The sequence below is a fragment of the Pseudomonas sp. IT-P260 genome (genome assembly GCF_949768395.1).
GTDB lineage: Bacteria > Pseudomonadota > Gammaproteobacteria > Pseudomonadales > Pseudomonadaceae > Aquipseudomonas > Aquipseudomonas parakoreensis.
On sequence record NZ_CATKPO010000033.1, the window covers coordinates 547,928 to 566,679 of the forward strand.

At 58.5% G+C, this 18,752-nt stretch carries 18 protein-coding genes and 1 pseudogene; 12 read left to right on the plus strand and 7 right to left on the minus strand.

Annotated features, from left to right (window positions below; translation table 11 throughout):
- The first annotated feature begins 67 nt into the window (after positions 1 to 67).
- Positions 68 to 1,012 carry a LysR substrate-binding domain-containing protein gene (locus ACM6HV_RS16375; protein ID WP_414904745.1) on the plus strand — a complete coding sequence of 315 codons (945 nt, stop codon included), beginning with the start codon at positions 68 to 70 and terminating at the stop codon, positions 1,010 to 1,012.
- Between the two features lie 44 nt (positions 1,013 to 1,056).
- Here the strand turns inward: ACM6HV_RS16375 and ACM6HV_RS16380 are convergent, their stop codons facing one another.
- Positions 1,057 to 1,308, minus strand: a complete 252-nt coding sequence (locus ACM6HV_RS16380) for a DUF2790 domain-containing protein (RefSeq protein ID WP_145598416.1) — start codon at positions 1,306 to 1,308, stop codon at positions 1,057 to 1,059.
- 771 nt (positions 1,309 to 2,079) lie between these two features.
- Between ACM6HV_RS16380 and ACM6HV_RS16385 the strand changes: the two genes are divergently transcribed.
- From ACM6HV_RS16385 to ACM6HV_RS16410, 6 genes are all read left to right on the plus strand, one after another.
- Positions 2,080 to 2,442, plus strand: coding sequence for a DUF6124 family protein (locus ACM6HV_RS16385; protein WP_414904746.1), 363 nt, complete (start codon positions 2,080 to 2,082; stop codon positions 2,440 to 2,442).
- A gap of 45 nt (positions 2,443 to 2,487) precedes the next feature.
- Positions 2,488 to 2,862 (plus strand): hypothetical protein, encoded by a 375-nt coding sequence (locus ACM6HV_RS16390; RefSeq protein ID WP_414904747.1) that lies wholly within the window; start codon positions 2,488 to 2,490, stop codon positions 2,860 to 2,862.
- A gap of 349 nt (positions 2,863 to 3,211) precedes the next feature.
- Positions 3,212 to 3,709 (plus strand): PAAR domain-containing protein, encoded by a 498-nt coding sequence (locus ACM6HV_RS16395; RefSeq protein WP_414904748.1) that lies wholly within the window; start codon positions 3,212 to 3,214, stop codon positions 3,707 to 3,709.
- 3 nt (positions 3,710 to 3,712) lie between these two features.
- Positions 3,713 to 4,447, plus strand: a complete 735-nt coding sequence (locus ACM6HV_RS16400; RefSeq protein WP_145598412.1) for an alpha/beta hydrolase — start codon at positions 3,713 to 3,715, stop codon at positions 4,445 to 4,447.
- A complete protein-coding gene (locus ACM6HV_RS16405) occupies positions 4,444 to 4,965 on the plus strand; it encodes a hypothetical protein (RefSeq protein ID WP_414904749.1) in 522 nt (173 codons plus the stop codon). The genes ACM6HV_RS16400 and ACM6HV_RS16405 overlap by 4 nt, the downstream gene beginning before the upstream one ends.
- 180 nt (positions 4,966 to 5,145) lie before the next feature.
- A complete protein-coding gene (locus ACM6HV_RS16410; protein ID WP_414904750.1) occupies positions 5,146 to 6,126 on the plus strand; it encodes an AraC family transcriptional regulator in 981 nt (326 codons plus the stop codon).
- A 177-nt stretch (positions 6,127 to 6,303) separates the two neighbouring features.
- On the opposite strand, the gene ACM6HV_RS16415 is transcribed toward ACM6HV_RS16410, so the two are convergent.
- From ACM6HV_RS16415 to ACM6HV_RS16425, 3 genes are all read right to left on the minus strand, one after another.
- Entirely contained in the window at positions 6,304 to 8,223 is a 1,920-nt protein-coding gene (locus tag ACM6HV_RS16415) for a tyrosine-protein phosphatase (RefSeq protein ID WP_414904751.1), read from the minus strand.
- A gap of 237 nt (positions 8,224 to 8,460) precedes the next feature.
- Positions 8,461 to 9,384 carry an NADP-dependent oxidoreductase gene (locus tag ACM6HV_RS16420; protein ID WP_414904752.1) on the minus strand — a complete coding sequence of 308 codons (924 nt, stop codon included), beginning with the start codon at positions 9,382 to 9,384 and terminating at the stop codon, positions 8,461 to 8,463.
- Between the two features lie 36 nt (positions 9,385 to 9,420).
- Positions 9,421 to 9,858 carry a DoxX family protein gene (locus tag ACM6HV_RS16425; RefSeq protein WP_414904753.1) on the minus strand — a complete coding sequence of 146 codons (438 nt, stop codon included), beginning with the start codon at positions 9,856 to 9,858 and terminating at the stop codon, positions 9,421 to 9,423.
- Positions 9,859 to 10,036: 178 nt separating this feature from the next.
- Here ACM6HV_RS16425 and ACM6HV_RS16430 point away from each other — a divergent pair, with 178 nt between their 5' ends.
- Positions 10,037 to 10,945, plus strand: a complete 909-nt coding sequence (locus tag ACM6HV_RS16430; protein WP_414904754.1) for a LysR family transcriptional regulator — start codon at positions 10,037 to 10,039, stop codon at positions 10,943 to 10,945.
- Between the two features lie 57 nt (positions 10,946 to 11,002).
- Here ACM6HV_RS16430 and ACM6HV_RS16435 read toward each other — a convergent pair.
- Positions 11,003 to 11,218: pseudogene (locus ACM6HV_RS16435) on the minus strand (ATP-binding protein); the annotation flags it as partial.
- Positions 11,219 to 11,375: 157 nt separating this feature from the next.
- Here ACM6HV_RS16435 and ACM6HV_RS16440 point away from each other — a divergent pair.
- On the plus strand, positions 11,376 to 11,657 hold the full coding sequence (locus ACM6HV_RS16440; protein ID WP_239776530.1) for a hypothetical protein: 282 nt from the start codon (positions 11,376 to 11,378) through the stop codon (positions 11,655 to 11,657).
- Between the two features lie 144 nt (positions 11,658 to 11,801).
- Here ACM6HV_RS16440 and ACM6HV_RS16445 read toward each other — a convergent pair whose 3' ends face one another.
- Together ACM6HV_RS16445 and ACM6HV_RS16450 are read right to left on the minus strand one after the other, a co-directional pair.
- On the minus strand, positions 11,802 to 12,242 hold the full coding sequence (locus ACM6HV_RS16445; RefSeq protein ID WP_145598404.1) for a hypothetical protein: 441 nt from the start codon (positions 12,240 to 12,242) through the stop codon (positions 11,802 to 11,804).
- Positions 12,243 to 12,384: 142 nt separating this feature from the next.
- Positions 12,385 to 14,589: an OsmC domain/YcaO domain-containing protein gene (locus ACM6HV_RS16450; RefSeq protein WP_414904755.1), complete on the minus strand. Its 2,205-nt coding sequence runs from the start codon at positions 14,587 to 14,589 to the stop codon at positions 12,385 to 12,387.
- Positions 14,590 to 14,819: 230 nt separating this feature from the next.
- On the opposite strand from ACM6HV_RS16450, the gene proP reads away from it, so the two are divergent.
- The 3 genes from proP (at position 14,820) to ACM6HV_RS16465 (ending at position 18,738) form a co-directional block, all read left to right on the plus strand.
- A complete protein-coding gene (gene proP / locus ACM6HV_RS16455; protein ID WP_041071723.1) occupies positions 14,820 to 16,322 on the plus strand; it encodes a glycine betaine/L-proline transporter ProP in 1,503 nt (500 codons plus the stop codon).
- A 136-nt stretch (positions 16,323 to 16,458) separates the two neighbouring features.
- Positions 16,459 to 17,721 carry an MFS transporter gene (locus tag ACM6HV_RS16460; protein WP_414904756.1) on the plus strand — a complete coding sequence of 421 codons (1,263 nt, stop codon included), beginning with the start codon at positions 16,459 to 16,461 and terminating at the stop codon, positions 17,719 to 17,721.
- A 90-nt stretch (positions 17,722 to 17,811) separates the two neighbouring features.
- Positions 17,812 to 18,738, plus strand: coding sequence for an alpha/beta hydrolase (locus ACM6HV_RS16465; protein WP_414904768.1), 927 nt, complete (start codon positions 17,812 to 17,814; stop codon positions 18,736 to 18,738).
- Positions 18,739 to 18,752: the final 14 nt, after the last annotated feature.

The following is an 18,752-nucleotide window of genomic DNA, read 5'->3' on the forward strand; positions in this document are numbered from 1 at the left end:
AACAATTGCAACACCAGCCACGGCAAACTCTAGAATGGCCATCCCATCCACAGAGCCAACAACAACGATGGACGTTATTCAGACCCTGCGCTGCTTCGTCGCCGTGGCCCAAAGCGGCAGTTTCACCGCCGCGGCCGACTTGCTCGACACCACCACAACCAACGTATCGAAAGCCGTCTCCAGTCTCGAAACCCGGCTGCACACGCGCCTGATCAACCGCACCACCCGCCGCCTCGCGTTGACCGAAGCCGGCGTACGTTATTTGCAGCGCGCCGAAAAAATTCTTGATGACTTGCGCGACGCCGATGAAGAAGCCGGCACCGCCCAGACCTTGCCGGTCGGGCGTCTGAAGATCCACGCCATGGCCGCCATCGGCAATCACTACGTGATCAACGCCATTGCCCGCTACCGCGAGATTCACCCCACGGTGATGTTCGACCTGACCCTGAGCAACCGCCTGCCCGACCTGCTCGAAGAAAGCTACGACATGTCGATCGTCCTCGCCCGCGACCTGCCGGATTCCGGTTTCGTCGCGCAACGCCTGGGCACCACTTACAGCATTCTCTGTGCATCGCCGTCATACCTGGCCAAACGCGGCCACCCCGCTACACCTGCCGACCTCGCCGCGCACGATTGCCTGCGCATCGTCAACACGGTGATGCCCGCAGAAAACTGGGTGTTCGAAGGGCCACAGGGCATGGAAACCCAGAATATCCCCGACTCGCCCTTCCACATCAACACCGCCGACGGCATGGCCACGGCGATCAGAAATGGCATGGGCATCGGCATTCAGCCGCTGGCATCAGCCGTCGAAGGATTGGTTGGAGGCTCGCTGGTGCGAGTCCTGCCGCAGTACCGCCTGGAGGAATACAACCTGTTTGCGATTTACCCGTCGCGCAAATTCGTCGACGCCAAAATCAAGACCTGGGTGGAGTTCCTGAAAACCGCCATTCCGCAACTGCTGGCGTCCGATGAAGACATCGCCGGGGCCAAAGAACTCGCCAAGGCTTAATGCCGCAGACCTGGAGTGTCGACCCTCCAGCGCCTGCACTGACATCAACCGTTGGAACAACCGCTGCCCATCACCTGGTATTGCACAACATGTTGCGCGCCGTTCGAGTCTTCATAAGTCATCTGCACCGGCACCGCGCCGCACTGATTGGCCGCGTCGGAGATCGACACCACGTGGGCGATGTCTAGGTGAGCGGCGGCGTTGTACGCCTCGACTGGCGCGGTTTCATCCGCCGCAAACGCCTGCGCGCCGATACCGCCAAAGGCCAGAAGAAGAGCGATTTTTGCAAGTTTCATGATGTTCACCGTCTCGTGGGAAACCGTGTTGTGTCACGGGTTGCAGACGATGTTAGGGATTGAAGCGCACGACAAAAATCGGTCGGCTGGACAAACACTGTGTCCAGAATGGTGATGAATAAGACCTGAGAACCTTGGACAGGCCATTCGCGAGAAGCCTCGCTCCCACAGGTTTCGTATCGACCACACCATGGGTGTACACCGCCAACCTCATGTGGGAGCGAGCCTGCTCGCGAAGGCATCAGTCCAGTCAGCGATGAGCCTGAGTCAGCTCCATCCTCTGAAGCCTCTGATTCCCACACAAACACTATCCCCGTCGCGAGGGGATTTAGCGAAACGTCGCACTGCCCCGCTTTCCTCTTTGCCAAACCATCCGTTCACGAAAAGCGCAGCCCCGAAAACCCTCACGTTTAACCGTTCCCCCGCACACGTTTAAAAACACTCGCCGTTACGTCATCCCAGGCTACAACGCCTTGCGCCATTGCCTACGACTACGCCAGAATCCGCCGGCTTGTGCGCCCAGGGTGCGGGTTTTATCGTGGTTCGGTCGCTGAAAAGCAGCGATCGGGTTTGGTAGCCCGGCACTTCCAGGTCGCATAGTTCCCCTTTTGCAGAGGTCGATTTTCCGTCCCTGTTTTATGGTGGTCATGCGTAGGGCGTCTTCGGGCGCGCCGGGCTCCTGGGCCGGTCTACCAACCTGTGCATGGCCGCCACCCTTCGTTTGGTAGCGAAGCGTGATGGCTCCTTAATCGTTTTCCCAGGAGCTACATCATGTTCAAAGTCACACCAAACCCGCCCGAAACCGAAACTGTCTCCCCCTACGAATCCTCCGACTCCCGAAAACTCAGCGAAGCCGCCGAACGCGCTCTCGACCACTACCTGAACCCCGCCAGCCCAATCATGGCCACGCCCTACACACCCAACGCCATGTTTCTAGCCAACCCAAAAATCGCCACCGAGGAATTGCTGGCGAACGCCAGTGAGTCGCTGGGTTCGGCGACGGTGATGTTGGGGGATGTGGCCGCGCTGGTTGAGGGGCCGATTCGCAAGACGCTGCAGGGCATTGCGCAAGTGGTGATGCTGGGGGAATTGGCGGTGAATCAGGCGTTGGATAATGTTGTGCCGACGCAATAACTCGTAAGGCCTCTGTGGCCGCTAGTTAGCCTGGTGCCACGGAGGATGTTGCTTAAGGAACACCAACACGAACGGTTCCAAAAACTGCCCACCGCTAACCAAACCGAACGGAATCTACTTTTGAAAATAGCAACCGCTACCCGTTTCGATGATGTCGACCATGACACTGGATATGAATCTCGTGGTTTCAACTACGTCATCCAGAACGGCGAAGACACTTACATGATCCGAACCTACGACGATGAGCCCGGCGAGGCTACGGTGATGTATCCAAAAAGCATGTCCAAACACTCAAGTCTCAGGGTACTCGTTGGTTTTCTACAATGTGAGCTGGGAATATCCAGAGTATCCCTTTACAAGGGCGAACTCGGGATCTATGCCGAAATCGACCTCGACAGCCTGAAGTTTCTATCGGCTTGAATTCAGTGATGTCTGCGGACTATGCGTCTTGCAAACAAGTTTCGGGGGCGACATCAAAAAGTACGAGAGCGCTTGAAAATCTCGTTGAACGAGACCTTCACCTCGGGCATCCTTCATCACGATTTTTCAAGGACGATTCACTTTTATGCCTGCCCCGCGTACGGAAGCGCCCCCGCGCCCCCACTCCTCAGATACGCCCCCGCATTTCAGAACTGAAAGCTATCCCTACTTGAGCGACGGCTACGTCGAGCTGATGCTTGTAAAAACACCAATCGTCTAACCAAATTGCGTCCCCATGCTCGCTCGGAATCACGAGCTCGCCTACTGACATTTCGAAACGGAACTTCCCATGAGTGGAAAACCAGCTGCTCGCGTCTCAGATCCCACCAGTTGCCCACTTCCAGGACACGGTACCAATCCTATTACAAGCGGCTCGCCGGACGTATTCTTCGACGGTCTCGCTGCTGCTCGCATGACTGATAAATCCGCCTGTGGCAGCCCGATCACCGGGGGTATCAGTTCGACCGTATTCATCAACGGCCTGAACGCCGCGACAAAAGACAGCACCGGGGGACACGGCAACATTGTCATTGGCGGCTCCGGCACCGTCATCATCGGCGACACCTTTGTATCAGCGCCCTTCAGCGGTTTACTGCCAATGCCGGTGCACTTCAGCGACAAGATCAAACTGGTCGACGGCACGACTGGCGAGCCAATGCCTAACCACGGTTACGCCATCCAACGTGAGGATGGAAGCCTGGAACATGGCGTTAGCGACTCGATGGGCTTCACCCATATGGTGAGCTCGCACTTGGCAGAAACCATCAAAATCTTTCTGGAAGACTAAGTAATGGCCGCAGAGCAAATTGTTCTTCCAAACGGCAACACCGCAAGCCTTGCAGCAACAAAAACATTGACTGCTGCAAATGACTCAACCGTCAAAGCAGTACCAGTTCCGGAAAAGAAAGCCATCGTCTTCTTTATCGGTGGCGCCGCAGACCAAGAAAAGTATTACTTCCAAGGTGCCTATCACAACATCGATGCCGCAAAAAATCTGCTCGATAACAGAATAAGCCCAAACGCAAAACTGAAAACCAGGTACACCAGCTGGGCCAGAGGCTACAACGACGCCAAAGGTTCCGGAGACATCAAAACCAACTTCATCGACAAAATACCCAGCAAATCAAGCCCGGTTTATATCGTGGGTCACAGCTTGGGCGGATGGAACGGAGCACATCTTTCCAAAATTTTATCTGAAGCGGGTTACACCATTAAATTTCTGGTTACACTCGACCCTGTCGGCGAAGGTTTTTGGGTATGGCTGGGCTCGGATATCTACGTGTCAGAGCCGCAACCTGTCGCAGAGACCTGGATTAACATTCGAGCCAACTCAAGCAAACCCGACTCCTCTGACAGCGTCGCTGATTTCGGCGAGCGCTGGAATATAAAATCCGGTCCGACCATGAACAAAACCATCGACATTCACCACGCCTCCGCAGACTGGATGTTCATTCAACCTGTTCAGGAAACAAAATCAGCGCTCGATCTGATTTTTGATTCCATCAATGGTATTTTCGGTCAATGAATCTTTATCGCGGCTTTATTTACCTAGCACTACTTCTCTGCGCTGGCTGTGTAAAAACAGCCAACATTCCTCCCGCAGACCTCGCTTTGTCATCTTTTGAATTAGGTCCGAATAATCTTTTTACTGTGAAATTTTCTTCAACAGTAGATTTGGCTAGCGCATTCAATAATTTCGAAAACTCTAATCAGCTCACGCCAACGCTGACCTGCTCGTTAGATGGCGATATGGATTTTTCGTCCGAGCATTCAATCAATATAAAGGCTGAAGGCCTGGTGAGCGCGAGCAGCCAAACCAGACCAAATTACACCTTCACTTCAGAACTTGTTTTTTACAATACAAGACCCGATGGGACGCAACTCGATCTGAATGATTACGAAGCCGTCCGACCGCTACTAGCCAATAAAGCTTTTATACCCTGCAAGGTACGCATTACCGCGTATGGATATAAAACCTATTACACAAAGTCATTGATCATTCCAACCACAAAAATGACAGAACAGATATTTAAAAACCCTTAATCTTTTTAGATAACACCGAAGCAAGGAATGACCTGAAGTATCTGCCCGCTGCTGCCGGATATACCTGGGGGTTATTGGCCGTCTCCAGTGACTCAATCTCCCGTCACAAACCTGTCACCCCCAACCTGCTAACCTCCCCTGCGCCACTTACCCAAGAGCCCCAAAAAAAGGTGCCCCAAGGTGTACTCCGTCGCCCCACCCCGCCAAACAATCATCCTCCGCTCTGAAAACCTCCACGCCGAAGACTTCGGCGCCCTCTTCTCCCGGTTCTTCGGCAATCGCTACGCCGACTCCCCGCCAATCCCTTCCAGCATCATCATTGGCGGTGTCTACGGCAGGCACTACGGCGTGAGTTTCCGGCGCATGCATTACCACGGTGATTTCACTGTCACCTTCCCCGACCCGCAGGACGAGATCACTTTCGTGATTCCCACAGCGGGCAAGATTGTGTTCAACCACCGTACCGAGTCCGTCGGTGTGGCGCAGGTGGGGTTGGCGATTGATAAGGCGGATATCCGTTCGATGCGGTTTCTCGACAACCATGCGCAGCACGGGATTTCCGTGAGTCGGGCGCAGCTCACGGAGCGGTTGGCGGCGTTGTTGGGGCGGCCGGTTGTGCAGAAGATTGTGTTTGAGCCGGTGGTGGATCTGCACACGGCGGCGTTTCGGGGGATCAAGGCGTTGATTGATCTGGCGACGGGCACGGAGTTTGATCTGTTGCTCAACAGCGGCACGCTGATGCCGTCGCGGTTGCGTGAGATGTTGATTGATGCGGTGCTGGAGGCGTGGCCGCACAATTTTACCGAGGCGTTGCGCCAGCCTGCGCCGAGGGTGGCGCCGCGGCATGTGAAGTTGGCGATGGCGTTTATTCAGGCGCATCCGGAGCAATTGGTCAGTGGCGTAGAGCTGGCGCGGTTGAGCAATGTCAGTCAGCGCGCTTTGCAGGAAGGGTTTCGACGGTTTGTCGGGATGTCGATTGTGGGGTATCAGCGGCAGGTGCGGCTGGAGCGGGCTTTCGAGGCGCTGCGGCATTCGGCGTCGGTGACGGAGGTGGCGTTGCGCTTTGGCTTCAGCAATGTCGGGCGGTTTTGTCAGTATTTTCAGCAGGCGTATGGGGTGAGTCCGGCGCAACTGAGGGGGTCGGGTTTGATTGGTTTATAGGCAAGGAAGCTTGTGGGTCAGTTGACGGTGATGTTGGCTGACATGACGCCTTCGCGAGCAGGCTCGCTCCCACAGGGTTAGTCGGTGAATCAGGGTCGCCAATTCCCTGCTTCTACCGGGTTCTGATGGTGCTTTGTCAATGGTGGTCGTCCTTGACCTTGCGCGGTTGTCCCTGCTTCAGAACGCGTAACTGGCCTTCAGACTGCCGCTGAAACCGTGGCTGTCACCACCGCCACTGGCACCGACTTCTGCGCCGACGCTGACCGCGCCGAGGCTGGCCATCAGGTTGACGCCGCCGCTGAACTGGTCGCGGTTGTCGAAGGCAGCGCGTTGTTCGATGTCGAGGCCCAGCAGGTGGCCCTGGCTGTTGACGTCGTTGTTGCCCAGCGTGCGTTCGTAGCCGACTTGTACGCCTGGCACCAGTTGCCACGCGCCCATCGCCACCGGAGCGAACGCCACGTTGAGGTTGGCGACGGCGCTGCGGCGGGTGGCGGTGTTGTCGTCGACGTCGAGTGCCAGTTCGCTGCCCTTCTCTTGGAAGCCTTTGAGGTCGAGGTGGCTGATGCGCACGCCGAGACTCGGTTCGAGGATCATGCCGTTGACCGGTGCGCGGTAACCCAGCGCCAATGTTGCGCCGGTGAGGTTGCCGTGGGTGTCGCCCTTGGCCGTGCCGAGGCCGCCGCCGAGTTCGCGTTTGCTGGCGTAATCGACGTCGCCGGCGCTGGCATTGGCGTCGACGAACAGCCCGCGTTCCAGGCTGGTGAAGCCGTAGCGCGCACCGAGGTCAAAGAAGGTGAAGTCGGTATCGGCCTCGCCGCCCGCACCGCCGACGGTGCCTTTGCTGTAGCCGAAACCGCCGCGAGCGCTGAGTTGTTCGGAGAAGCGCTGGGTGATGCCGACCATCAGGCCTTGGCTGTGTTCGTTGCTGCTCTCGGCGTGGGACGAGCCGTCGGTGCCGAGGTAACCGGCGAGCGCGGTGGTCCACAACCGGTATTGCCCGACGTTCAGATCGGAGCCGCTGGCGTAGGGGGCGGCGGCTTGTTCGATCAGCGCGTTCTGCCGCAGCAGATAGCTGGCGGCGTCGGCGTGAACCTGGCCGCCGACCTGAGCTTCAACACCGCCGAGGGTGCCGGCGTCGATGGCCGATTGCAGGTAATAGTTGTAGGCGCTGTAGGTGCCAGACAGGTTGGTGTTCTGCAATTGACGCAGTAACTCGGCACCGGCAGCGGCGTTGCCGATCAATCCGGCCTGCCCCGGCAGGCTGTTGTATTCGACCAGTTTGCCGCGCAGCACGTAGATGGTTTCCTGCGACAGGCCAAGACCTTGCTTGAGGTAGTTGTCCATGCTGCCGTATTCGGCGGTGACTTCATCAAGACCGGCCTGCAGGTAGCTGGCCTGCACGCCAAGCAGCGGCGCATAGATCGAGGCCATGCTCGGCGGCAACGCATTGAGGGTCGCGGCGACGCGCGCGGCGGTGTAATCGTTGGTCGCCAGGTAGTTGGCCATGATGGTCGCGTTGTCGACGCCGGCGATGCTCTGCAACACGGCGGCCGTCCAGCCGGTACGGTCCTTGCCGGCGGTGCAATGGAACAGTTGCGCGCCGTCGGTACTGGCCAGTTCGTTGAACAACTTGCCGAACTGCCCGCGCATCCCCGCGTCGCTGACGAAAGCGCGGTTGGTCTGTTCCATCATGGCGATGGCATCGGCGGCGCTTTTGAACGACACGGTGGTGATGTTCGCGCCCGAGGTGGTGCTGCCGATGATGTCGATGTTCTGGTAGGTCGCGCCGCTCAGCATTGTGTCCGGCGTACCAGCGATTTCGCTCGGCGTGCGCAGGTCGTAGACGGCTTTGATGCCGAGGCTGTTGAGGGTCGCCAGATCCGCTGCCGACGGCGTGATCGCGTTGGAGCGATAGAACACGCCACCGCGCATCGTGCCATCGTGGGCCGTGGAATACGCGGTGGTCAGCCCGGCGACATCACGGAAGTTGTCGATGCTTTGCAGGCGCGGCGTGTCGAGCACGACGGTCTCGGCAGCGTGGGCAGCAGCGATGGACAGGCTCAGAACGGACAGCGAACACACAAGACGTTGAAACACAGTGCAGCCTCATTGGAATTAGCGTTGGGCTGGCTACTATCTGCAATCAACTGATACCGAATATGACAGAACGACTGCGCAAGAAAATGGCGGCGCGATCGGGCCGTGGGCTGCGTTTTTTGTCTGCGGGGGGGGGGGTTAAGAAAAAAACCTGTAGGAGCTGCCGCAGGCTGCGATCTTTTGCCTTCGAAGATCAATAGATCGCAGCCTGCGGTAGCTCCTACAAGGGTTCGGCGGTTACTTCGTGGCATCGAGGACCAGCCGGCCATGACCACGGCGGCTCAGGCTTTTTTCGAGTGCACGTTGCGCCTCGCTCAGCGGGAACACTTCGACGTCGACGGTGAGGTGGCCGCGATCAAACAGTTCGGCAATCAGCGACAACTGCGCACCATCGGAACGAGTGGCGAAGTTGATCGGCGTCACGCCATGGTCGTTGGCCAGAGTCATGCTCGGCGCACTGACCGGCGAGACCAGCAGCCCGCCGCGTTTCAACACGCGAAACGAACGGTTCTGGGTGTCGCCGCCCACCAGATCGAGCACCACGTCGACCTCGGATACCCGCTCTTCAAACGCCTCGGTGGTGTAGTCGATCACCTGATCAGCACCGAGCTTTGTGAGATAGGCATGGTTACTGGCCGAAGCGGTCGCGATGACTTCGGCGCCCAGGTACTTGGCGATCTGCACCGCCATGCTGCCCACGCCACCGGCGGCTGCGTGGATCAGCACTTTCTGCCGCCGCTGAACGCCAGCGTGCTCGGTCAACGCTTGCCACGCGGTGAGCGCGGTGGCCGGAACGGCGCCAGCCTGCAAGGCGCTGAGCGATTGCGGTTTCAGTGCCAGTTTGGCCACCGGGGCCACGGCTTTGCTCGCATAGCCACCGACGATGTTGATGAAGCCAAACACTTCATCGCCGAGCTTGAATTCGCTCACGCCGGGGCCGGTGGCGATCACCTTGCCAGACACTTCAACGCCCGGGGTGAATGGCAGCGGCAGCGGGATGAACGCTTTCAACGCCCCGGAAAGCACCTTCCAGTCGATCGGGTTGACCCCTGCCCCGGCGACTTCGATCAACACTTCACCTTCACCGGCCACAGGGTCGGCGACTTCTTCCAGTTGCAGCACTTCGGGGTTGCCGTATTCGTACACGCGGATGGCTTTCATGGGAGACCTCGATCGGTTGAAGGAATTAGCGCGTGATCAGCGACGACGGGCATCAAGGCTGAAACGACCGGCACCGAACGCGACCACTTGCAACAGGCCACCGGCCATGGCGATGTTCTTGAAGAAATGGATGAACTGGTTCTGATCGCCCAGCGCATAGTGGAATGCCAGCGCCGTGACCACGCTGAACACCGCCAACACAGCGGCAACGGTACGGGTGCGGTAACCGGCGATCAGCGCCAGGCCGCCACCGATTTCAACGATGATTGCCAGCGCCAGCGCCACTTGTGGCAATGGCAGACCGACAGAACTGATGTAACCGATCATCATCGCCGGGGCGGCCAGTTTGGAAAAACCGGAGAGGATGAAGATCGCGCTGAGCAGGACGCGGCCGATCAACGAGGCCGAGGCCTGAGTGATGTCATTGCGGCTTTGTTCAGTAGCGGTTTTAGCGATGTTTGCAGTGGTGGTCATGACGGTATTTCCTTCAAAGGTGGGGCGATCCGAGATGAATCGTCCGAGTGAGGAAATGGTGCGCCCGGCCAGCTAATCTGAATAGCCGACTAATTTCGATCATTACGTTCTAAAAAATAGACAAGCTGACGCCGCTCAGCGACGATGCCGGTTCGCTGATGATGAGGAGATAGCAGCCATGATTTCGGACCCGGGCACACCGACGCTGGATCAATTGCGGGTGTTTCTGACGGTGGTGGAACTGGGCAGTTTCGCCGCCGCCGCGAGGAAGCTGCACCGTGCGACGTCGGTGATCAGCTATTCGATGGCCAACCTGGAGTCACAGCTGGGGGTGACGCTGTTTGATCGCCAGACCACGCGCAAACCGCAACTTACCGAGGCCGGCCGCACCGTACTGGCAGAGGCGCGCACCATCGCCAACGGCGTGCATGGCTTACGCGCCAAGGTCAAAGGCCTGTTGCAGGGGCTGGAGGCTGAGGTGCACGTGGTGCTGGACGTGATGCTACCGCCGCAGCGGGTAGTGGATGCGTTGAAGTCCTTTCGCGAGGCGTTTCCCACGGTCGCCCTGCACTTGCACATGGAGGCGTTGGGGGCGGTGACGGAGCGAGTGATCAATCGCGGGGCGATCATTGGCGTCAGTGGGCCAATGAACGAAGGCATCGATGCGGTCGAGCGGATTGGCGCAGGCAATGTCGAGCTGATTCCGGTTGCGGCACCGAATCATCCGTTGGCTTCGGGTGAAGCGAACACACCGGGGGCCGGGCGTGAATTGACGCAACTGGTTCTTTCCGACCGTTCACAACTGACCAAGGATCGCGACTTCGCCGTCCTCAGCAACCGCACCTGGCGCTTGGCGGATCTGGGTGCCAAGCACATGTTGCTGCGCGAAGGAATTGGCTGGGGGAATATGCCGTTGCCGATGGTCGAAGAGGATTTGCAGTCTGGCCGCCTGGTGCGCTTGAACCTGCCGGAGTACCAGAGCGGCATCTACCCGTTCGATGTCATCTACCGCACCGACCTGCCACCGGGGCCGGCGGCGCGGTGGTTGATCGAGCGGTTTGTGCAGCAAAGTCTGCAGGGTGCCTGACAGGGCCCCATCGCGAGCAGGCTCACTCTTGCAGGGTCATGCGGTGGGTCACTGAGATCATTGTGAGAGCCAGCCCTGCTGGCGATTGCGGTGCATGAGAATCTCCAGCCCCTCGCCCACCTCCGGCACCTTAAAGTGTCGAGTGATTAAATCAAACTCCGCACCCGAAGCGGCGAATTCATGCTCGGCCAGTGCGTTGCGTGCAGGCAACCGAGCACGGCAGGTGGCGTCATCCACTTCGAGATAATGCAGGCAGTGCGACACTCGCTCAGCCAGTGATTGGTCCAGCGGATCTGCCCGAGGCGATCTTGCCGCACATCAGGTGTAGTGTGGGTGCACGCATTGGGGACGCTTCCTTATGTCGATTGCAGGATAATGCCCAACGCCTGTCAGCGAGGCCATTGAGGCGCTTGCCCCACGAGGAACCCAGATGACCACAATCACTGCACGCCAATGCTCGTCCTGGGTGCTACTGACCCTGCTTGGCACAGCCATGGCGCTGACGGCCGGCTGTTCGAGCAAACGCTACGCCACCAACGGCTCGAACTGCTACGCCAAAGCCGTGCCTACTTCCGGCGAAGGTGGTCTGGCCTGGGGCGACACCTTGAGCATGGCGCGCAAGAAATCGATGAATAACTGCATGCGCTATGCGAGCCGCTCTGGAGGGACGCCGAACACTTGCCAGGTGGTGCAGGCGCAGTGCAAACGCTGAGAGCGCCGAAAGTGATGTTGGCTGACACGGCCCAATCGCTGGCAAGCCAGTTCCCACAGGATTATTGGGTGGACTCAGGATTGGCAGCTGGCTCGCACAGGTTTTTCGCTGCAGGTGAGATTGGCGAACGGCCTGACGATCGAATCAGGCTCCGCGCTTGAGCACCGCCGTCGAAACCCGTGGCTGGATCGACTTTTCGATCAGTGCAACGATGTCCTTCGCCCCATAACAACGGAACAGAATGCTGCCAGCATCCGTATCCAGACAGACGATTTTCGTGATGAAGCCACCTTCAAGCGTGACCTTGCGGATCATTCCGAGCGGCACCCTGATGTCCAGTGTGCCGTCTTGAACCATGCGATTCATGGCGTTGGCATTCAGGTACACAGCAGTATTCGTGAGGGTCATTTTGCCGCCGACCCACAGCCCGCCGTAAACCTCCTTGAAACCTTCCAGCACGCCGGCCAATGCACCGACGTTGCCACTGCAGGCAACATCGTAGAAATCGCCGACACCTTCGTAATCCACCTCGACGTCAGCCACCAGAAAGTTGACCAGCTTCGACTTTACGACCCTCTCTTCCATCCTTGAATCTCCATGTCCCCACGATACTTATTTGTGGTGAGGGGATTTATCCCCGATGGACTGCGTACCGGGCCCGCTTTGCGCGCCATCGGGGATGAATCCCCTCACTACAGGTTTACTCAGCAGAAGTGACCGTCTGCTATCAGCGCTTCAACGCCGCCGCATTCGCCCTTGCTGCGTGCAGCTTCTTGTAACTGTCGATCAGGCGCAGATGCCGATCCAGCCCCTCAAGCTTCATGCTGGTCGGTGTCAGACCGTAAAAACGCACACTGCCGTTGACCGAGCCAATCGCCGCGTCCATGCGCTCGTCGCCGAACATGCGACGGAAGTTGGCTTCGTAATCGGCCAGTTCCAGGTCTTCATCGAGTTCCATTTCCAGACACACATTCACCGCCTGATAGAACAAGCCGCGTTCGACAGTGTTGTCGTTGTATTGCAGGAAGGCTTCGACCAGGTCCTTGGCCTGCTCGAATTTCTGCAGGGCGAGGTAGATCAGCAGGCGCAGTTCCAGAATGGTCAGCTTGCCCCACGGCGTGTTGTCGTCGAACTCGATACCGATCAGCGTGGTGATGTCGGTGTAATCATCGAGCTCGCTGTTTTCCAGGCCTTGGGCCAGGTTGCGCAGACCGACTTTGCTCAAGCTGTGCAGGTTGAGGATGTCGGCGCGGAATTGCAGGGCCTTGTTGGTGTTGTCCCAGATCAGATCGTCGACCGGATAGATCTCCGAGTAGTCCGGCACCAGGATCCGGCAAGCGTTGGCGCCGAGATCGTCGTAGACCGCCATGTAGGCTTCTTTGCCCAGGTCTTCGAGAATGCCGAACAGCGTCGCGGCTTCTTCGGCGTTGGAGTTTTCGCCCTGCCCCGAGAAGTCCCACTCGACGAATTCGAAGTCAGACTTGGCACTGAAGAAGCGCCACGACACCACACCGCTGGAGTCGATGAAGTGCTCGACGAAGTTGTTCGGTTCGGTCACGGCCTGGCCGGAGAACGTCGGTTGCGGCAAATCGTTCAAGCCTTCGAAGCTGCGGCCTTGCAGCAGCTCGGTCAGGCTGCGCTCCAGCGCCACTTCCAGGCTCGGGTGCGCGCCGAACGAGGCGAACACACCACCGGTGCGCGGGTTCATCAGGGTCACGCACATCACCGGGAATTCACCGCCCAGCGACGCATCCTTCACCAGCACCGGGAAGCCCTGCTCTTCCAGGCCTTTGATCCCGGCGAGAATACTCGGGTACTTTTCCAGTACTTCCTGCGGCACGTCCGGCAGGGCCATTTCGCCTTCGAGGATTTCGCGTTTGACCGCGCGCTCGAAGATCTCCGACAGGCATTGCACCTGGGCTTCAGCCAAAGTGTTGCCGGCGCTCATGCCATTACTCAGGAACAGGTTTTCGATCAGATTCGACGGGAAGTACACCACCTCACCATCCGACTGGCGCACGAACGGCAGCGAGCAGATGCCACGCTGGGTGTTGCCGGAGTTGGTGTCGTACAGGTGCGAGCCTTTGAGTTCGCCGTCGCGGTTGTAAATGTCCAGGCAGTAGTCGTCGAGAATCTCTGGCGGCAACTCGTCTTTCGGGCCGGGTTTGAACCAGCGCTCGTTCGGGTAATGCACGAACTCGGCGGTGGCGATGTCTTCGCCCCAGAATTGATCGTTGTAGAAGAAGTTGCAGTTCAGGCGCTCGATGAACTCGCCCAGCGCCGAGGCCAGTGCGCCCTCTTTGGTCGCGCCTTTGCCGTTGGTGAAGCACATCGGCGAGTGCGCGTCACGGATGTGCAGCGACCAGACGTTAGGCACGATATTGCGCCACGAGGCGATCTCGATCTTCATCCCCAGATCCGCGAGGATTCCCGACATATTGGCGATAGTCTGCTCGAGCGGCAGGTCTTTACCGACGATGTAAGTGCCCGCCTCCGACGTCGAATGCGGCATCAGCAGCGCCTGCGCATCGGCATCGAGGTTCTCGACTTCCTCGATCACAAACTCGGGACCGGTCTGCACGACCTTCTTCACCGTGCAGCGATCAATCGAACGCAGAATGCCCAGGCGATCCTTTTCAGAGATGTCCGCCGGCAATTCGACCTGAATCTTGAAGATCTGGTTGTAGCGGTTTTCCGGGTCGACGATGTTGTTCTGCGACAGCCGGATATTGTCGGTCGGGATGTTGCGCGTTTCGCAATACAGCTTCACAAAGTAAGCCGCGCACAAGGCCGACGACGCCAGGAAGTAGTCGAACGGCCCCGGTGCCGAGCCATCGCCTTTGTAGCGAATGGGCTGATCGGCGATCACCGTAAAGTCGTCGAACTTGGCTTCAAGTCGAAGGTTGTCGAGAAAGTTGACCTTGATTTCCATGCGGGTTTACCAGAGAGCAAAAACGAATTGGCGGCCATTATCCGGGTTTTCAGCCTGACGTCTTGTGCTTTTGCGTAATCGCCGCCGGGTGGGCTCTGCTGCGTCTTGGCGGGTGCGCACGACAAAAATGCCCTGAGCAGTGAATTTTTTCGTGTCTTCTTGTATCTGACGGAAAGAACCCATGCCAGCAAAACAATGGCATCGAATCCGTTCAGCTATGAGTGACCCGCATGAAATCAAGGAAAAACAAGGTCAATCCCATCGGATTGAAAGACATCACGATTGTCGACGACGCCAAGATGCGCAAGGCGATCACCGCCGCCGCACTGGGCAACGCCATGGAATGGTTCGACTTCGGGGTGTACGGCTTCGTCGCCTATGCACTGGGCAAGATCTTCTTCCCCGGCGCCGATCCTGGCGTGCAGATGATTGCAGCGCTGGCGACCTTCTCGGTGCCGTTCCTGATCCGTCCGTTGGGCGGCCTGTTCTTCGGTGCGCTGGGCGACAAATACGGGCGGCAGAAAGTGCTGGCCGCGACCATCGTGATCATGTCGCTGAGTACCTTCGCCATCGGCCTGATACCGTCGTATGAGTCGATCGGCATCTGGGCGCCGATACTGCTGTTGCTGGCGAAAATGGCTCAGGGCTTCTCGGTCGGCGGTGAGTACACCGGCGCCTCGATCTTCGTCGCCGAATATGCGCCCGACCGCAAGCGCGGTTTCCTTGGCAGTTGGCTGGACTTCGGCTCGATTGCCGGTTTCGTCCTCGGCGCCGGTGTGGTGGTGCTGATCTCGACGATCATCGGCGAAGAGAAATTCCTCGAATGGGGCTGGCGTCTGCCGTTCTTCCTCGCCCTGCCGCTGGGCATGATCGGCCTTTATCTGCGGCATGCGCTGGAAGAAACGCCGGCGTTTCAACAGCACGTCGAGAAACTCGAAGAAGGCGACCGTGAAGGTCTGGCGGGCGGGCCGAAGGTCTCGTTCAAGGAAGTCGCGACCAAACACTGGCGCAGTCTGATGACCTGCATTGGCGTGGTAGCGGTGACCAACGTCACCTATTACATGCTGCTGACCTACATGCCGAGCTACCTGTCGCACAACCTGCACTACAGCGAAAACCGTGGCGTGCTGATCATCATCGCGATCATGGTCGGCATGCTGTTCGTGCAACCTGCGATTGGTTTTATCAGCGATAAGATCGGCCGCAAGCCCTTCATTGTGGTTGGTAGCATCGGTCTGTTCCTGCTGGCGATCCCCGCGTTCATGCTGATCAACAGCGGCAAGATCGGCCTGATCTTCTCCGGCTTGCTGATCCTCGCGGTGTTGCTGAACTTCTTCATCGGCGTCATGGCCTCGACCCTGCCGGCAATGTTCCCCACGCACATCCGCTACAGCGCATTGGCCGCCGCGTTCAACGTCTCGGTGTTGATCGCCGGTCTGACCCCGACGGCCGTGGCCTGGCTGGTGGAAAGCACCAACAACCTGTACATGCCGGCCTACTACCTGATGGTGATTGCCGTGGTCGGCCTGATCACCGGCGTGACCATGAAAGAGACCGCCAACAAACCGCTGCGCGGTGCCGCGCCGGCGGCGTCGGATCTTGAGGAAGCCAAGGAACTGCTCAAGGAACATCACGACCACATCGAGCAGAAAATCGAAGACATCGACGCCGAAATCGCCGAACTGGAAGCTAAACGCAAGGAGTTGGTGCAGCAGCATCCGCGCATTAACTGAGCCGTTCGCAGCGTGGCCACTCAAAACGGAGTCGAGTGGCCACATAAGGGCCGTGCAACTCAATCCGCAAACGACCACTCACTGAATTGACGAAGGTTGCGCCATTCTAAGCAACCTCGATATCGAAGGTGCCAGCGTGGACACTCACTCCGATCGTCGCAACAACCTCTCGCTGGACAGCCTGAATTTCTTCCTCGCCGATGTGCGCGACGGACTCGGGCCGTATCTGGCGATTTACCTGTTGGCCGTGCATCACTGGGAACCGGCCAGTATCGGGCTGGTGATGACCCTCGCTGGCGTCGCCGCCCTTGTCACCCAGACACCCGCCGGTGCGCTGGTCGACAACACGCGCAGTAAACGCGCGGTCATCGCGATTGCCGCGTTGCTGGTGACCGGCAGTTGCGTGATATTGCCCTTCATGACGTCCTTCAGTCTGGTGGCGATCACTCAAGCGCTGAGCGCCGCAGCGGCATCGGTATTCGCACCGGCCATCTCGGCGATCACCCTGGGCATCACCGGTCCGCGCGCGTTCACCCGGCGCACCGGACGCAACGAGACTTTCAACCATGCTGGCAACGCCTGTGCGGCGCTGCTGGCTGGTGGGTTTGCTTACTTGTTCGGGCCGGTGGCGGTGTTCTATCTGATGGCGGTCATGGCGCTGTGCAGCGTGATCGCCGTGAGCTTCGTCGACAGCAACGCCATCAACCATGATCTCGCCCGTGGGCTCGATCCAAGCGACGCCGCCCACGGCAAGACGCCATCGGGATTGACGGTATTGCTGACCAACAAAGCGCTGCTGATGTTCGCCATCTGTTGTGCCCTCTTCCATTTGGCCAACGCGGCGATGCTGCCACTGGTGAGCCAGAAGCTGGCACAGGTCAATTTGCAAATGGCGACGCCACTGACTTCGGCCTGTATCGTCGCCGCGCAACTGGTCATGGTGCCGGTCGCCCTGCTGGTTGGGGTCAAAGCCGATGTGTGGGGACGCAAGCCGCTGCTGCTCGCGGGCTTCCTGATTCTGCCGCTGCGCGGTGTGCTCTATACCTTGTCCGCCGACCCTTACTGGCTAGTGGCGGTACAGATGCTCGACGGCGTCGGCGCAGGGATCTTTGGCGCGCTGTTCCCTGTGGTAGTGAAAGATCTGACCTTGGGCACCGGCCACTTCAACGTCAGCCTGGGCGCGCTCTCGACCGTTTTCGGCCTGGGCGCAGCATTAAGTGCCAGCGTCGCGGGTGTTGTATTGCAGGAAGCCGGTTACAACGCGGCATTTCTGACCCTGGCGGTGATTGCCGGGGTGGCATTCATGCTGTTGTGGCTGGCGGTACCGGAAACCTTGCAGCGGGTGGGGAATGATGTGAATGTTCTTGACGGTGAGGCGCCCTTCACTGCTCCGCCGTAACACCCTATATCGTTAAGTGGGAATTGCTGACGAGGGAGGAAGGATTTGGCTGATAACAAGCTTGTGTTCAGCGAGAGTGATTTGGCGCAAATGCAGCGCTTCAACCGCAAACTCGCCTGGCTGCCGCGGTTTCGCGTTCGCAATCGGCTGACGCCGCGTTTGATCCAGACATTGCTGCGCGTCAGTCAGATGCTTGGCGCGGACAAACCGGTCAAACACGGCCTTCAAGTGCAAAGCACTGTGGTTCATTCGCACGCTGCTTCAGTGCCCGTCCGAATCATCCGCCCACAAGGAAAGCCCAAGGGTGTGGTACTTGATTACCACGGTGGCGGCTGGGTGATCGGTAATGCACAGATGAACGATGACCTTAACATCGCAACGGTCAAGGCTTGCAACGTGGCAGTGGTGTCAGTTGACTATCGGTTGGCAGTGAATACACCGGTTGAGGCGTTGATGGCGGATTGTCTTTGCGCCGCACGCTGGCTGCTGAGCGACAATTGCACGGAATTCGTTGGCCTGCCGGTGATCGTTGTCGGCGAATCGGCGGGCGCACACTTGGCAACCGCAACGTTATTGGCACTCAAACCTGCACCCGGTTTGTTGCAACGCGTCTGCGGCGCTTTGCTGTATTACGGCGTCTACGATCTCGCGGGCACCCCAAGCGTACACGCCGCACCTGCAGAAACGCTGGTGCTCGACGGCCCGGGCATGGTTAAGGCGCTGCGCCTGCTGACTCCAGGATTGAGTGATGATGAACGCCGGCAGGCGCCATTGTCTCCGCTGTACGGCGATTTGAGCGGATTGCCACCGGCGTTGATGTTCACCGGTGAACTGGATCCGCTGCGCGATGACACGCTGGAACTCGCTGAGCGCTGGCAACAATCAGCACCAGTTGAAGTACATCTACTGCCCTCGTCCGCCCACGGCTTTATTCATTTTCCTACCACCATGGCTAGTCGTGTTCTGGACTACAGCCGGGCGTGGCTTTCACGTCAGATCGGAGCAGTTAGAAGCTAATTGGCAAGCGAAGC

What these genes read in the sequence shown, in the direction of transcription:
- ACM6HV_RS16375 (WP_414904745.1), top strand. Translation starts at nt 68, where the DNA reads ATGGACGTTATTCAGACCCTGCGCTGCTTCGTCGCCGTGGCCCAAAGC.
- ACM6HV_RS16380 (WP_145598416.1), bottom strand. Translation starts at nt 1,308, where the DNA reads ATGAAACTTGCAAAAATCGCTCTTCTTCTGGCCTTTGGCGGTATCGGC.
- ACM6HV_RS16385 (WP_414904746.1), top strand. Translation starts at nt 2,080, where the DNA reads ATGTTCAAAGTCACACCAAACCCGCCCGAAACCGAAACTGTCTCCCCC.
- ACM6HV_RS16390 (WP_414904747.1), top strand. Translation starts at nt 2,488, where the DNA reads ATGTTGCTTAAGGAACACCAACACGAACGGTTCCAAAAACTGCCCACC.
- ACM6HV_RS16395 (WP_414904748.1), top strand. Translation starts at nt 3,212, where the DNA reads ATGAGTGGAAAACCAGCTGCTCGCGTCTCAGATCCCACCAGTTGCCCA.
- ACM6HV_RS16400 (WP_145598412.1), top strand. Translation starts at nt 3,713, where the DNA reads ATGGCCGCAGAGCAAATTGTTCTTCCAAACGGCAACACCGCAAGCCTT.
- ACM6HV_RS16405 (WP_414904749.1), top strand. Translation starts at nt 4,444, where the DNA reads ATGAATCTTTATCGCGGCTTTATTTACCTAGCACTACTTCTCTGCGCT.
- ACM6HV_RS16420 (WP_414904752.1), bottom strand. Translation starts at nt 9,384, where the DNA reads ATGAAAGCCATCCGCGTGTACGAATACGGCAACCCCGAAGTGCTGCAA.
- ACM6HV_RS16425 (WP_414904753.1), bottom strand. Translation starts at nt 9,858, where the DNA reads ATGACCACCACTGCAAACATCGCTAAAACCGCTACTGAACAAAGCCGC.
- ACM6HV_RS16430 (WP_414904754.1), top strand. Translation starts at nt 10,037, where the DNA reads ATGATTTCGGACCCGGGCACACCGACGCTGGATCAATTGCGGGTGTTT.
- ACM6HV_RS16440 (WP_239776530.1), top strand. Translation starts at nt 11,376, where the DNA reads ATGACCACAATCACTGCACGCCAATGCTCGTCCTGGGTGCTACTGACC.
- ACM6HV_RS16445 (WP_145598404.1), bottom strand. Translation starts at nt 12,242, where the DNA reads ATGGAAGAGAGGGTCGTAAAGTCGAAGCTGGTCAACTTTCTGGTGGCT.
- ACM6HV_RS16450 (WP_414904755.1), bottom strand. Translation starts at nt 14,589, where the DNA reads ATGGAAATCAAGGTCAACTTTCTCGACAACCTTCGACTTGAAGCCAAG.
- proP (WP_041071723.1), top strand. Translation starts at nt 14,820, where the DNA reads ATGAAATCAAGGAAAAACAAGGTCAATCCCATCGGATTGAAAGACATC.
- ACM6HV_RS16465 (WP_414904768.1), top strand. Translation starts at nt 17,812, where the DNA reads ATGCAGCGCTTCAACCGCAAACTCGCCTGGCTGCCGCGGTTTCGCGTT.